At 46.1% G+C, this 14873-nt stretch carries 16 protein-coding genes; all 16 read left to right on the forward strand.

All coding sequences use genetic code 11. The annotated features are described in order from the left end of the window. Position 1 precedes the first annotated feature (1 nt). The 16 genes from B0475_RS02225 (at position 2) to B0475_RS02300 (ending at position 14873) form a co-directional block, all read left to right on the forward strand. The gene (locus B0475_RS02225) at positions 2–451 is read left to right on the forward strand and encodes a GspH/FimT family pseudopilin (protein WP_077409776.1); all 450 of its coding nucleotides are present in this window, start codon (positions 2–4) and stop codon (positions 449–451) included. Next, complete coding sequence (locus B0475_RS02230) at positions 448–897, forward strand: type IV pilus modification PilV family protein (RefSeq protein ID WP_077409777.1); 450 nt, start codon at positions 448–450, stop codon at positions 895–897. The genes B0475_RS02225 and B0475_RS02230 overlap by 4 nt, the downstream gene beginning before the upstream one ends. After that, entirely contained in the window at positions 894–1589 is a 696-nt protein-coding gene (locus tag B0475_RS02235; RefSeq protein ID WP_077409778.1) for a prepilin-type N-terminal cleavage/methylation domain-containing protein, read from the forward strand. Before B0475_RS02230 ends, B0475_RS02235 begins: the two co-directional genes overlap by 4 nt. After that, a complete protein-coding gene (locus B0475_RS02240; RefSeq protein ID WP_077409779.1) occupies positions 1586–2467 on the forward strand; it encodes a type II secretion system minor pseudopilin in 882 nt (293 codons plus the stop codon). The genes B0475_RS02235 and B0475_RS02240 overlap by 4 nt, the downstream gene beginning before the upstream one ends. Then, positions 2464–3606, forward strand: a complete 1143-nt coding sequence (pilM, locus tag B0475_RS02245) for a pilus assembly protein PilM (protein WP_077409780.1) — start codon at positions 2464–2466, stop codon at positions 3604–3606. The genes B0475_RS02240 and pilM overlap by 4 nt, the downstream gene beginning before the upstream one ends. Then, on the forward strand, positions 3596–4216 hold the full coding sequence (gene gspM / locus B0475_RS02250; RefSeq protein WP_077409781.1) for a type II secretion system protein GspM: 621 nt from the start codon (positions 3596–3598) through the stop codon (positions 4214–4216). Before pilM ends, gspM begins: the two co-directional genes overlap by 11 nt. Further along, a complete protein-coding gene (locus tag B0475_RS02255; protein ID WP_077409782.1) occupies positions 4206–4910 on the forward strand; it encodes a hypothetical protein in 705 nt (234 codons plus the stop codon). The genes gspM and B0475_RS02255 overlap by 11 nt, the downstream gene beginning before the upstream one ends. Continuing rightward, the gene (gspD, locus tag B0475_RS02260) at positions 4900–7026 is read left to right on the forward strand and encodes a type II secretion system secretin GspD (protein WP_157892640.1); all 2127 of its coding nucleotides are present in this window, start codon (positions 4900–4902) and stop codon (positions 7024–7026) included. Before B0475_RS02255 ends, gspD begins: the two co-directional genes overlap by 11 nt. Further along, on the forward strand, positions 7016–7423 hold the full coding sequence (locus B0475_RS02265) for a hypothetical protein (RefSeq protein WP_157892641.1): 408 nt from the start codon (positions 7016–7018) through the stop codon (positions 7421–7423). The genes gspD and B0475_RS02265 overlap by 11 nt, the downstream gene beginning before the upstream one ends. Before the next feature lie 172 nt (positions 7424–7595). Further along, positions 7596–9011 (forward strand): hypothetical protein, encoded by a 1416-nt coding sequence (locus B0475_RS02270; protein WP_157892642.1) that lies wholly within the window; start codon positions 7596–7598, stop codon positions 9009–9011. Positions 9012–9127: 116 nt separating this feature from the next. After that, positions 9128–10336, forward strand: a complete 1209-nt coding sequence (locus tag B0475_RS02275) for a hypothetical protein (RefSeq protein WP_157892643.1) — start codon at positions 9128–9130, stop codon at positions 10334–10336. Continuing rightward, entirely contained in the window at positions 10336–11274 is a 939-nt protein-coding gene (locus B0475_RS02280) for a peptidylprolyl isomerase (RefSeq protein ID WP_077409787.1), read from the forward strand. Before B0475_RS02275 ends, B0475_RS02280 begins: the two co-directional genes overlap by 1 nt. A gap of 15 nt (positions 11275–11289) precedes the next feature. Beyond that, complete coding sequence (locus tag B0475_RS02285; RefSeq protein ID WP_157892644.1) at positions 11290–12030, forward strand: ABC transporter permease; 741 nt, start codon at positions 11290–11292, stop codon at positions 12028–12030. Next, positions 12030–13190, forward strand: coding sequence for an ABC transporter ATP-binding protein (locus B0475_RS02290; protein WP_077409789.1), 1161 nt, complete (start codon positions 12030–12032; stop codon positions 13188–13190). Before B0475_RS02285 ends, B0475_RS02290 begins: the two co-directional genes overlap by 1 nt. A 1-nt stretch (position 13191) precedes the next feature. Next, positions 13192–13992 carry a glycosyltransferase family 2 protein gene (locus B0475_RS02295; RefSeq protein WP_157892645.1) on the forward strand — a complete coding sequence of 267 codons (801 nt, stop codon included), beginning with the start codon at positions 13192–13194 and terminating at the stop codon, positions 13990–13992. Between the two features lie 11 nt (positions 13993–14003). Next, entirely contained in the window at positions 14004–14873 is an 870-nt protein-coding gene (locus B0475_RS02300; RefSeq protein ID WP_077409791.1) for a class I SAM-dependent methyltransferase, read from the forward strand.

Genomic DNA, 14873 nt, shown 5'->3' on the forward strand with positions numbered 1-14873 from the left:
GATGCAAAAGAACCACGGATTCACTCTGATTGAGGTCATCGTTGTGTTGGTGATGCTGGCTGTGTTGGCCGGTACCCTTGCATACAACATGTCCGGGGCCTTAAAGGCCAGTCAGATCCGTGGTGCCAGTAAAGAATTGGTGGCAGCCCTGCGTTACACCCGGTCACAGGCAGTGATTAAGCATGAAGAACAACGGCTGATGCTGAATGTTACGGAGAAATCCTATCAAATGCCTGGTCGTCCTAAAGTGGTGTTGCCTGAGGGCATGGAGCTCAAAGTGTTTGCTGCCGAATCTGAAGTGCCAAGTGAGGAACAGGCTGGCTTTCGGTTTTTCTCTGATGGCTCATCAACTGGTGGGCGTATCACATTGATTTATGAAGACCGGTTCTGGCGCATCAACATTGCCTGGTTAACCGGTGAAGTCAGGTTGTTTAAGGACACCGAAGTATGAGGCGCCGTCATGTTCCAGGCAAACGGCGAAGCCATCAGGGCTTCACGCTGATTGAAGTGATCGCTGCTTTCACCATATTGTCGATGACATTCATGGTCATTCTGGAAATTCTGTCAAATTCATCGGCCAACACCATCAAGTCTTCGGAACGCAGTCAGGTTGCCATGCTCGCTCAGAGTTTAATGGATGAAGTGGGTATTCTGATCCCAGTTGAAGAAGGTACCGTGTCCGGACAATTTGATGAGCGATACAAATGGGACATCTCCATACAGCCTTACGAAGTCTCTTACGAGGGAAATGTGGCCATGGATTTTGCCCCAGTGGAATTATTCATGGTGCAACTGAACATCAGTTGGCAAGACAATCGTGACAAACGCCGCTCCATTGTTTTTTCGACCCTCAGGGCTATGACTCCTGATTTTCAGGATACTGGGGTGGGGCGATGAAACGTCAGCAGGGTTTTACGTTGTTGGAAGTGATCGTGGTATTCACTTTACTGGCGATGATCATGGCAATGATTTTTTCCGGCATTGATTCTGGTAGGAGAACGGCAGAAAAAGGTGAAAAAAGAATCACGGCAATCAATGAAATCAGAGTGGTACAAAACATCCTGCGCCACCAGTTATCACGAGCCATGGGCATTGGAGTGACTGAATCTGAGGAAGGTGAACTGTTGAAGTTTGTTGGTGATGACCGTTCTATGATGTTCGTTTCGCAAATGCCAGGCTATTTGGGGACTGGCGGACCTCATATTCAAAAATTGGAATTGGTCAGCGCAGACGGAGGCCAGGTTTTACAATACAGCCACGGATTGATCAGCAATTATGATGATGAAAATGAAATGTCGGCATTCGATGAGGCTGAGCCGATTGTGTTGCTTGAAAACATCCGTGAGGGTGCTTTTGCTTTTGTTGAACTGGATGAAGAAGGGCTGCCAACCGATTGGGTGAGCGAGATTGAAAACCCTGCCAATATGCCGCTGATGGTGCAAATGGATCTGACCATGAATAATCAGGCCAGGGAATCCTGGCCGCTGTTTCAGGTGGCCGTTCAGCTGGATGGCTCAGGTGGATCATCCAGAAGACGCACCAGTACCATGAACTTGTTGCAAAACCGCAATCAGGGGAATGAGCAATGATCAGGCAGCGGGGTATCGCCCTGGTATTGGTTTTGTGGGTGACATTGTTGATGAGTGTCATTGCCGGCAGTTTTGCTTTGTCTGCCCGTACCGAAAGCATTCAGTCCAGGATCTTGCTCAACAAAGCTCAGGCCAGGTTCCTGGCAGAGGCCGGGCTGCACAGGGCGGTTTACGAATTACGTAACCCAGACCCAGAGACCCGATGGATTGCTGATGGCAGACCCTATGAAATGGAGCTTGACGGAGCCCTGGTTGAAATTAAAATCACTGATGAATCAGGTAAAATTGATTTGAATCAGGCCAATGAGGAACTTTTGATCGGCTTGTTTGCCTCAGTAGGCGTTGAGTTTGATGAAGCCATCGGCATGGTGGATAAAATACTTGATTGGAAAGACGCAGATGAAGAACCCAGGCTGGCAGGAGCCGAAGATGGGGATTATTTTGCAGCAGGTTACACGTATGGCGCCAAAGATGCGCCGTTTGATACGGTACCCGAATTGATCCAGGTGATGGACATCAGTTATGAGATGTATCGCAAAATTGAACCGGCGCTGACCATTTATTCCGGCAGGAGGAATGTCAATCTGGCTTTTTCTCCAAGGGAAGTGTTGATGGCCATCGATGGCATTGACGGACAGATGGCAGATGATTTCATTGCCCAACGGCAACAGATTGAAGATGTCAACACGGCATTACCTGTATTGGCAGAGGGTTTTTCTGGTCAACTCAGGGGCGGTGGGACCACATTCAGCGTGGTCAGCAAAGCGATTTTGCCTAATCAACAATATACAGAGCTGGATGCCACCGTCAGAATGGGTGGCAATTTACAGGGACGACCCTTCAGGATAGTAAGGTGGAGAGACAACGAGCACAAATGACAAGTTATGTTGAAAAAATAACAGAACCACTCAGCCAGTGGTATCAGACATCAAGCATTCATGCGTTTTTTGAATGGTGGGTTGGTGAGCTTAAATCTTTTGTGCCAGAAAGGCACCGCAAAAAGATATTTGCCAACACCAATGAGCTGTTCATTTATCAATCAGGTGAAGAGGTTGAGTTGTGGCAACAAACCGAGCAGCAGATGCAGCGGTTACAGCCGGATGGTTCGGTTGCAGATAAAGAATGGTGGCACCAGTTGAATCATCAGGTGGCCGGCTCTGATCAGGAAGCCAGGGTGACTTATCTGGTGTCAGAAAAACTGGTGTTGGGACGGGAAATTGCTTTACCAACAGCCGTGATGAGCGACATAGAATCGGTGTTGACCTTCGAGCTGGACAAATACATTCCTTTCAAAGCGGATGATGTGGATTTTGCCTTTCGCAAAGGTCCGGTGGAAGAGGGCAGTGAAAAATTTCCAGTGATGCTGACAGCGATCAGAAAACAAAACATGCGTGAAATCATCGAGTTGACTGAGTCCAAAGGGATCCGGTTGTCTGCCGTTGATGTGAATACCGGTACCGCCGAACAGCCAGTTGCACTGGGCATGAATTTATTGCCTCGGGAATGGCGAAAAAAGAAAGACTGGACTGCCATCAAATGGTATGCCGGTTTACTGCTGGTTGCTGTGTTGCTGCTGGCCTTTGTGATGTATGGTTCACTGGAGAACAAAACATCGAAGATTGCCTCTCTGGAGGCGCAAGTCACTGAATTGCGTAAAGACGCCCGTCGCGCCAAAATGATAGAAACACAATTAAATGAATCGGTTCAGGCGGCGAACTTTTTGGGTGACCTGAAAATTAAAATACCCAGTCGGGTCATGATGGTAGCTGAGTTGACGGAAAAAATTCCGCAAAACACCTACCTGACCCGAATTGTGATTGATGAGGAAAAAATGGAAGTGGTTGGTCAGTCCACAAATGCCAATGCACTGGTGCCGATTCTGAACCAGTCTGAGTTGTGGTATGAGCCGCAGATCATTGGCAATGTGACTCAGGATCCGAGAACCGGCAAAGAAAAATTCACCATTCGTTCTGCTCTGAAACTGGAAGTGCAGGAGGAGGCTGATAATGAGTCTTGAGTCTAAAGCCAGTCAATGGTCGGCAGTACTGGTGTTGTTGATGGTGCTGTTCATTATCTACTTCTTGTTTTTTCATTGGTTCTTTGTGGCCCATGCGGCACACAATGAAACCATTGAATCATTGGATCAAACGCGCCAAAAACTGATCAACGAAGCGGCCAAAACGCCACAGTTAACTGAGATGTTGCAGGAAGTGAAGTCCAGGGTTGGTTCCAACAATGAATTTTTGCAGGCTGATTCGAAAAACCTCGGGAATGCTGAGATTACCTCAATCTTTAAAAACATTGTGAACCAGCAAACCGATGATCCAGCCAATTGCCAGATCATCAGCCAGTCACCCACTCAGGACCGGAATCCGGAGCAGTTTGAAAAAATCATCCTGAGTGTTAGAATGCGCTGCCAGTATGAAGTATTGGTCAACGTCATTGATGCGATGGAAGCCAACACCCCGTCATTGTTTGTGAATGATTTGAGGATCGAGTCTAGAAACCGCAATCGTTACCGCCGCAACAGCGGAGAAGAACAGCAACAGGCACCGGATAATCTGGAAGTGAGGTTTGATTTGTTTGCCTACCTGAAGATACCGGTTGAGAAAGAAGATGAAAAATAATGCGTTTTCCAATGGTTTGATGATTGTGATTGGGGTGCTGATGGTGGTGGCTGCCTTGCAATTAATGGGCTGGGGTCAGGGCACTTCTTCCCTGGAGCCAGAGCCTTTTGATGTGTCGCAACTCAGTCAGCTGGCTGCCACCGCCAGTCAGGGTCAGGATGTGAGGGATGATGACATGCTTGATACCATCACCGGAGCCCCTTTGTTCAGCATCAGCAGAACGCCCTTTGTGCCCGAAGAAATTGATTTGGTTGAAGGGGATGATGATCCTGTTGAAGCAGCCGAACCGCTGAAAGCCAGAGTGACCAGCATCATGATCCTTGGTGAAGCGAAGTATGCCATGATTTTGGACGAACTGACCAATGAACAGGTCACCCTTGAAATGGGGATGCCCCTGCCTGGCGAACAAGGCTTGTGGGTGGTGGATCACATTGAGCCCAGGAAGGTGGTTTTCAGCTCCGAGGGTGAAGAACCGGTTGAATTGGAGCTGGATGTGTTTGACGGACAGTTGAATGCCAGTGCTGCCAAAGCTGCCAGGCCAAGTTCAAGAACAAGAGACATCCAGGAAGAGGTTGCGGAAAACAGTGATGCAACCAAACAAAAAAACAGTGCCGAAGAAATCAGAAGAAAAATCGCGGAACGCAGGGCTCAGATGAGGGCCAATGCAGCCAAAGGAAATAAAAATGACAATTAAAACTTTCAAAACATGGTGTTTGTACCTTTCTCTGCTTAGTCTGGCCGGTTGTGTAACACAGCCAAAGGATTTGAGTGGTGAGTTAAATAATTCAGATTACCTCAAAGGTGTCAAGTCAACGGTATATTCTGGAGAAGTGTTCAACAGTGGTGAGGTGTCAGAGCAGGAATTGACAGGAACTGAATATTATCCGGGTACGGGTGAATTCATCAACTTTGAAGCAGCTGCCCGCGGAGAGCAGGTGGTTTCTGAAGAAGGTGAAATCACTTTCAACTTCGAAGGTGAGTCACTGCAAGCAGTGGTGCATTTTATATTGGGCGTGGTGCTGAAAGAAAACTACGTGCTGGCACCAGGCGTGAAAGGCAAGGTGACCTTTGCCACGGCCAGACCCATTTCAAAGTCACAAATTATTCCCATCCTGGAAATGATGCTGGGTTGGAACAATGCCGCTTTGGTGATGGTTGATGATCGCTACCATGTGTTGCCAGAGAAACAAGCCATCAAAGGCTTGTTAACGCCGCAATTTGGTCAGGCTGCTGAGCGGGCCGGTTATCAGGTACTGGCTGTGCCCCTGACGTTTGTTTCTCCCACGGAAATGGAAAAAATACTGGAGCCCTATGCCAAAGAGGGCGCGGTGGTAAAGGCCGATAATGCCAGAAATATATTGTTCTTGTCCGGAACCCAAAGTGAATTGAGTAATTACCTGCAAACAGTGGAAATTTTTGATGTGGACTGGTTGGCTGGTATGTCTACCGGTATATTCTATCTGCAACGGGTTGATGCCAATGACATCATTGTGGAGTTGGAAGCCCTGTTTGGTGAGGGTGCTGAAAATCCATTGGCTGGCATGTTCCGTTTTTTACCGTTGGAACGACTGAATGCAGTGATGGTCATCACCCCACAGGAAGAATACCTGTACAAGGCCAAACAGTGGGTTGACCGATTAGACCGTGCCGATGCCGATGGTGCATCCAATTTGTATGTATACAGCGTGAAAAACATCAAGGCCGATGACCTGGCGGGTTATCTGAATGATGTGTTTGGTGGCAGTGGCTCATCCCGCTCATCGGCCAAAGCCAGTGGTGGGACAGTGGTGCCAGGTCAGGGTGGTAAAGAAGTCAGCTCATCTGGAGCGAGCAGCACCAACACCAACCGCAGGCGAAACACCAACAATTCCGGCTCTGGCATCAATGACATCTTTATCTCTGCGATTGAAGATTCAAACCAGTTGCTGATCAAAGCCGGGGTCAGTGATTATGAGAAAATACTGTCAGCCATTGAGCGTCTTGATATCGAGCCTTTACAGGTGCTGGTTGAACTCAAAATCATTGAGGTCACCCTGTTTGACTCCATCACTCATGGCATGGATTTGTTGTTTGGTGATGGTGCACCTGAGATAGGTACTTCTGCGACCACTGCAGGTAAGACGCCTTATGATTTCGGTACCTCAGGAGCGCGGATCAATGGCGGCGGAATTGCATACCGTTTTCTTGGCACAGATGCCGAAGCCAGGCTGACAGCCCTGGAAAAAGAAGACCGCATAGCCGTGCTGTCAACCCCGACGTTATTGGTGTTGAACAATAAGAATGCCACCATCAATGTGGGAGATCAGATACCCATTACCAATGTGGGCTCTATCAACAATGGCGGTGGATTGAACAATGGCACCATTTCCAGTACCCGTTTCATACAAACCGGTGTGCAGGTTGATATCACGCCGCGGGTTAATCCGGGCGGTCTGGTTTACATGGAAATCAGTCAGGATGTAAGTAATCCCGGGCCGATCCCTGAAAATGGTGCGCCATCAATTGCCAGCAGGCAGTTGAACACAGAAATTGCTGTACAAAGTGGCAACACCATCGTGATGGGGGGATTGATCAGAGAAAATGACAATCTTTCTAAATCCGGATTTCCGGTGTTGAGCAAGATCCCTGTGCTCGGAAACGTATTTGGTTCGAAAACCAAAACTTCTGATCGCACAGAGCTGATGTTGCTGATTACCCCGACGGTGATTGAAAACCCAGAGCAAGCCAGAAAAGTTACCGAAGAATATGCCCGTAAATTCCAGGGCTTGAAACCCATTAAATCCAAAAATGAAAATGAAAATGATGAATAAAATAAAACCCCTGCTGCTGCTCAGTGTTGTGCTGCTGCTGTCGGCGTGTCAGACCAATGAAGATTTGCCAACCAGTGTCAATAATCGCTGGGCAGCGATTGTATCCCAGGATTTAAACACCGCTTATGAGTATTTTTCTCCAGGTTATAAAGAACTGGAAACCCTGGATGCGTTCAGACTCAGAATGGCCACGGCCCGGCTTAATGTGAAGTGGAAAAAAGCCGCTTATGAAAGTCAGGAGTGCAGTGATGAAAACGTGTGTGAAGTGAAGTTAAACATCACTTATGAATATTCGTTTCCCAAGCGCAGTATGGGCGGTATGGAAGTGGACACCACCATCACAGAAAACTGGATCAGAACCGACGGCAAGTGGCATTTTGTACCGAAGAATAAATGACCTCAATATCAAGCACTTTTTAAGCAAATTCAATTTGAAAAATTCATAAAAAGTGCTTGTTTCTTAACAACAGATAAACTATCATTCACTTTGCTATCTTGTATAGCTTCGTTCATATGAGCGGGGATATTTTAAAATAGCCCTGATATTTTTATTAAATTTGGAGTTAGAAATGAAAAAAAATAAACTAACTATGGCTGTTGTTGCTGGTATCGCAGGTGTTGCGGGCATGGCAAATGCAGCACAGTATGTCAACCCAGAAGGCCACGGCCAGGTGTTGATCTACCCTTACTACTCAGTAAACAATGGCTTGAACACTTTGTACTCAGTTGTCAACACCACAGCTGATACCAAAGCGGTTAAAGTACGTTTCCTGGAAGGTGAGAACACTTTAGAGGTACTTGACTTTAACGTTTACCTGTCTGCTTACGACGTGTGGACTGGTGCTCTGGGCCCATTCACTTCGACCATCGCTGGTCACGTAGGTGAGCCTTCAGGCGTTCACGTATCTAGTGACACTTCTTGTGCACCTTTCCTGAACAAAGCGGGTCAAGAGTTCCTGCCTTACACCATTGATGAAGATGATGCCACTGGTAACACCAGCATGCGTCGCTCTACTGATGGTCACTTTGAAGTTCTGGAAATGGCTACATTCATCGGTCCTACCATTGGTTGGGCTGATCACGGTGCAACTGGTGTTCCAGCTAACTGTGGTGCCATCCAAGCTGATTGGGATGACAACAACTTCTACGACACTGCTGATGAAGATTTGGTAACCGGCGGTCTGTTCGGTTCTGCTTCTATCGTTAACGTTGCTGAAGGTCTGGCCATGACTTACGATGCGATTGCCATCGACGAGTTCTGGACTGGCGGCGTTGGTTCTCACTCAGAGCCAGGTAGCTTGCTGCCTTCATTGGCTCAAGGTGATCTGGAAGCCATCGTATTCCAAAACGGTGCAGCTGTAAGCTCAACGTTCCTGTCTGGTGCTGAAGCAGTTTCTGCTTTGTTCACCAAGCAAGCGATCTACAATGAGTATGCACTGGATTCAATTGTTAACGGTAAAACTGAGTGGGTTATCACTTTCCCAACTAAAAACTTCCACGTTGATGAAGTTGTAAGTGCGATTCCTCCTTTTGTTAACACCTGGAATGGTTCTGCTTCATGTCATGAGTTCCAACTGACTATGTGGGATCGTGAAGAGCAAGAAGAAACTGTAAGTACTGGTGGCGTATCTCCACGTCCTCCTGCTGGTGAAAACCCACAACTGTGTCTGGAAGTCAACGTTGTTGAATTCATCCTGCCTGGTGGTGTAGCTGGCGCTGAGTCTTCAATCATGGGTTCTGACAACCTGGTAACTGTAACCACTCCTTCAATTGCTCACGCAACTGAGAATGGTTGGGCCAGAATGGAATTCAATGATGACGACGGTACTGCTTACGTTACTTCAGCGATTGCTGGTGCTGACTATGTTGGTCTGCCTGTTGTTGGTTTTGCTGCTCAGCAGTTCTCCAACGGTGGTGCTGGCGCAGGTCTGTTGGCTCAGTACGCAGGTCTGTTCGTACACAAAGGTCGCGTTGTTTCTCAATAAGACCTTCCGTTACGGAAAACAAAAAGGACAAGATTTATTCTTGTCCTTTTTTTTTGAATAAAATATTAACAATATATCGAGTATAATCGGCGTTTTAGACCTGAAATGAGAATCCAATGAAAAATGTCTACACAATATTGTTGCTGTTAAGTGCGATGACAGTACACGCGGAAAAAATAATTTTCAATGATGACATCACAAACTCGGCAGACATCACCGGTGATGCAGAGATTGATTTTGTAAACGGTGACATCAGAGTAACCACGTTGGGTGACTACTCAATCATAGACAACGAAGATGAACCTGTTATTCTGGGCTTTTATCCCAGTGACTTTGACATTGCCATTGGTGGTAGTATTTCGGTTAACTGGACAGTGGCATTTGCCAGTTCCTGTACAGCACAAACCACATCAGGTGCTTCGACCTGGAGTGGCAACAAGACATCAGTCAATGGTTCTCACAGTCAGTCAGGGGTAACGGTTACTCAATTACCGGCACAACTCAGACTGGAATGTTTCAACGCCGGAGGCGCGTCTCAAGTACGTACCATCAGCCTGACCCAACAATCTACCGGTGGAGGTGGTGGCTCTCCAGTTATTAACTTCTTCACTGTTGATAATCAATCAAACAGTGCAGTGGTTTCTCCTCCTGGTACGGCAACCATAGCCTGGGATGCAGACAATGTGACTTCATGTACAGCTGGCTCATCACCTACAGTGACTGGATGGACAGGATCTAAAAATGCATCAGGTTCACAGCAGGTTACGTTCAGTCAAGATGCAACAGTTACTTTGACATGTGGTACGGCATCAAGAAATGTGAATGTTGATTTCAATGAGAATTCATCATGCAGCAGTTCAGTCTATCCTCCAGGTTTGAATCGAGTCAGTGGTACTTACGCTGAATACAATGATGGGTTGAATTTTGGTGAAGACACCAATGTGACTTTCGAGCTCTCCATAAATAACGATCAATTTGCAGCGCTTTCAGGGGTTAACATGAATTCTAATACCCGCAGGAGAATTACCTTCACAGCACCGCCAACACAACAGTTCTTTGATCAGGCAATGATTGCTGTGAGTGAGTGTCCGGGTGACTTTACTGACTCAGGCACTGTATGTACCCGGGTAGTGACCAACAACAGTGGTTTGTTTTTCTCAACCAGACCAGCTGATGTGGACAGTCCGTTTAACTTCTGTGTACTGGATCCAACGAAAACATATTACTTCAACTATGTGACTTCACCCTCACCCTATACCACCGCACCGACCTGTCAGGATGGTTCACGGTGTACCTTCTTCTACTCAGAGGGGGTGATGAACTGATGATGATCATTGGTTTGTTATTGACCAGCTTGTTTAGCCAGGATACATTCCTGGTTAAACAGGGCGAGGTGGAAGTTCCTTTGTCAGACCTCGATGCTTATGTTTATTTACTGCATGAGTCAACCCGTGGTGGTTTTGCTGATCAGCATGATCAGATTGAAAAAAACATTTACACCATACTGAATGTCAATATTGTGTACCACTACATCAACCAGTCAGAACTCAAAAACCTGGATGTTTTTCAGGAAGTCATTGAAAGCATTAACCAGGAAACCCTCAGTACAGATCAGGCTTTCATAGATAAGCTGGATTTGGATGAACAGGAAATGCTTAATAATGTCAGGCAATATAAAACCAAAATTGAATTTTACAGGACCATGCTCCAACACCTGAACAATACCGTGGATGAACAGGCTGTTCTGACGTTGGCCAAAGAACAATACATGGTTAACAAGGCTCAATATGAAGTGCCGGAAATTCGGGATCTGTCGGTAATTGTTTTGCCAGCTGATCAAAGTGAACTTGCTCAGCAGCTGTTATCAGAAGTCAAAGGCCAGGATATTGATGGTTTCCATCAACAAGCTGCTAAACATTCTGTAGATCCGAGTACACAGATCAATCAGGGTAATTGGGGCGAATTCAAAAAAATGCATTTCAATTATGCCTTTGCTGATGATGTATACAGTTCACCTGAAGGTGTGGTTCCACAGTTACTTGAAGACAAGGACTATGTTTACATTGTCAGGGTTAATGACATACAGGCAGGATATACCCAAGCCTTTGAAGATGTGAAAGAACAGCTGATCAAGAAAGTCAAAGGCAACACCGTGGTTCGCCAGTTTCAAAACATCATCAACACCCAGGCTGTTAATCAGCTTGAAGTCAATCCTGAGTTGGTGGCGCACGTATTCGACCGATACAAAGTATTTGCTGATTGAATGTTCTTTTTCTTTTTGAAGAAGGAAATAACGGATCGTTATTTAGGTAATTCTTCGGCATTGGTTTGGATTGTGGTCCATCCAGTCATCACCTTACTGATCTATAATTTCGTTTTTGGTACCATCTTCAAAGCCCGTGTTGATGCTTTGCCTGATGGTGCCTTCATTACTTATCTTGCCATAGGATTGTGGCCCTGGATGGCATTTTCGGAATCGGTATTGAATGCCATCACTGCAGTGGTCTCAAGGAAAGATTTGTTGGGTAAAGTGAAATTTGATTTACGTCATGTGGTACTTGCCGGTACCACAGCAAACTTTATTTTACATGGCATTGGCTTTTTCACCATCATTGTCATTCTTTGCCTGATGGGTAAGCTCAGCTTGGAATGGAGTCTGTTGCTGATCCTTATCCCATTGCTGGTGATGTATTTGATGGCCATGGCATTGAGTTTACTGTTTGCGGCATTTTATGTCTTTTACCGTGATTTAAAACTCATCGTTTCGGCATTATTGCCACTGTTGTTCTTCTGCACGCCGATTATATACTCATGGGACCTGATTCCTGTTCAAGGTCAACAGATTTTGCAGTACAACCCATTGCTACCGGTCATTTCATTCATTCATAACGTGGTTTTTGGACTGAATCCAGTAAGCTGGAGTGGTCTGATCTGGGTATTCATAGGTGCTGTCATTCTGCTGTATTTGTCGAATCGTTTTTTTCAGAAACTGGCGCCCCGGTTTGATGACTTTGCCTGATGAAATTATTACAGCTGAAACACATCAATAAAATTTATCCACACGTTGCGAACAATAAACAGCGGGTCCGGGGGATGCTGAACATTTTGTTCAATCGCCAGGAAGCATCCGGAGCTCATGTGCTTAAAGACATTGATCTCACGGTTAACCAGGGTGAATCATTGGCCATCATCGGTCACAATGGTGCAGGAAAAAGCACTTTGCTGAAAATCATTTCTGGGGTGATTCAACCCACATCAGGGAAACTGTCAATTGACTGTGGAATTGGGGCTTTACTGGAACTTGGCTCTGGATTTGATCCTGAATATTCAGGTATAGACAACCTTAAAATGGCAGCTGCCATGGCTGGATTGACAGGTGAGGTTGCCAAAACAAAAATACATCGGATGATTGAATTTGCTGACATTGGTGATTACATCAATGAGCCGGTAAAAAACTATTCGTCTGGTATGGTGGTTAGGTTGGGTTTTTCAGTGATCACTGAAACCAAACCCGAGTTATTGATCACTGATGAAATTCTGGCTGTGGGTGACGAAGGTTTTCAATTGAAATGTCTGAACTGGATAGATCAGTATTTATCTGACGGCGGAACATTGCTGTTGGTATCACACAGCATTTATCATGTCCAGAAGCTTTGTCGAAAAGCCATTTGGCTGGATCATGGTGCAGTGAAATTGGCCGGTGATGTTTTTACCGTCAGCCAGGCCTATCAGGCTTCTATCACAGATCCTGCAAAGCTGCCATCTGGTGCAGAAGTGAATCGCAGCACTTATCACATTTATGATGCCCATATACTGGTTAATGATGAGCAGCATGAGCGGTTACCATTCAACAGCGATGTGGAATTGCTGGTTCAGGTTTATACCCCGGATGAACAAATCCCAGGCATCTGTTTTGGTATCGCCACTCAACAGGACCAGCCGGTTTACGGCACTTATTCAGAATTGCATCAGGCCAGGCCTGTCAGGAATACAGATGGTTTACTTGAATACCGGATCAGCTTACCGGGTCTTAAACTGTTGCCAGGTCACTATGAATTCAAGTTTCATTGTATGACACCTGAGAACATTCAAATGATTGATACCTTCAAAAAAATGGTCCAGATTACTGGTGAATCCAGAGAACATGGTCCGGTCCAAATTGAAACCAGGTGGCAATGAAATGAGCATTCAGATTGTGGTGCCAGTCTATAATGCCTTCGAGGTAACTGCACAAGCACTGCAAGCGTTAAAAAAGCACAACCTTCAGGATGATGTATTGATCCTGGACGACGCGTCGTCTGATCCAAGAATGACAGCCTTATATCTGGATTTGCCAGAGTCCTGGCAATTGCGGGTGAACCCGCAAAATCTGGGATTTGTGAAAACAGCCAACATCGGCTTAAAACACAATCCAGGTCATAGTCTGCTTTTAAATTCCGACACCATCGTCAGTGTCGGGTGGCTGGATCGATTCAAGGATGCTTTACTGGCCGTCGACGCAGTGGGAACAGCCACACCCTGGTCAAACAATGCGGAAATTTGTTCATTGCCAGAAACATTAAAGGTCAATCCAATGCCAGAGGACATCGATCTGCTGGCAGCAGAATTGGTTGACTGCCATCAACCTGTTTATCCTCAACTGCCAACTGCAGTCGGCTTCGCCATGTTGATTTCAAAACAAGCCAAGGCACAAGTAGGTTATTTTGATGAGCCAACTTTTGGGCACGGTTATGGTGAAGAAAATGACTATTCGCTGCGGGTCACATCAGCTGGCTTAAAAAACATTTTGGTTGATCATGCATATGTGGCACACGTTGGTAACCAATCATTTCAGGCTTTGAATCTGAAACCCAATGAGCAGACCATGCACAGGCTACTCAATAAACACCCGGACTATTTGACATTGATCCAAAATTTCATTGAAAAAGACCCTTTATGCCCAATAAGAGAATCAATCATTGCTAAAATAAGCGGTTTTTGAATCAGTGTGACATGTCAGAGCAGGAATTAGTATTTACCGGGGAACGGTTTTTACCCGATTGTGAACGGGAAATTTGGTATGAACATTACCACCGTTATGCCATGGCTTCGCATTGGGTTGAAGGTAAGGATGTGTTGGATGCCGCTTGTGGCGAGGGATATGGCAGTCATTTGCTGGCCCAACAGGCCAACTCGGTCACCGGTGTTGACATTGACCCTCAGGCGATTGCGCATGCCCAAAAAACCTATCAACAGGATCATTTAACATTCATCACATCAGATGTGTTGACGCTGCCACTGGAGAGTGACACTTATGATGTGATTGTGTCGTTTGAAACACTGGAACACCTCAGCGAGCATCAGCAGTTACTGGCAGAATTTAAACGGGTTCTGAAACCCGGTGGGGTGTTGTTAATATCCACTCCGGATAAACGCGAATATTCAGACAAGACCGGTTTTGACAATGAGTACCATGTTCGTGAGTTATATCGCGAAGAATTTGAGCAATTGATCAATTCGAACTTTTCACACAGTCAGTGGTTTGGTCAGAAACTGATGTTTTCATCGAACATCTGGCGCCTGGACCAGCCAGCCAATAGGTTGCAGCAGGATCATATGGTGAATCAACAGTTGACCGATGGAGCGGGTTTTGCGCCAATGTATTATGTGGTGGCCGCGTCTGATCAGCCGATGACTGAGGCGAATCATCCGGATGCATATCAATTCACTGAGCAGGACGAAACGGTGTACGGTCATTACAATGCAGTTATTCGGGCTCACATCAAAGCTGAACAGGATTGCATGGCTTTGCAAAACAGGCAGGAACGCTGGCTATCTCACCCACTCATCGGTCGATTGATCAAATGGTTTGGTAAGGAATAA

Source organism: Marinicella sediminis, assembly GCF_002000055.1.
In the GTDB taxonomy this organism is placed as follows: Bacteria; Pseudomonadota; Gammaproteobacteria; order Xanthomonadales; family Marinicellaceae; genus Marinicella; species Marinicella sediminis.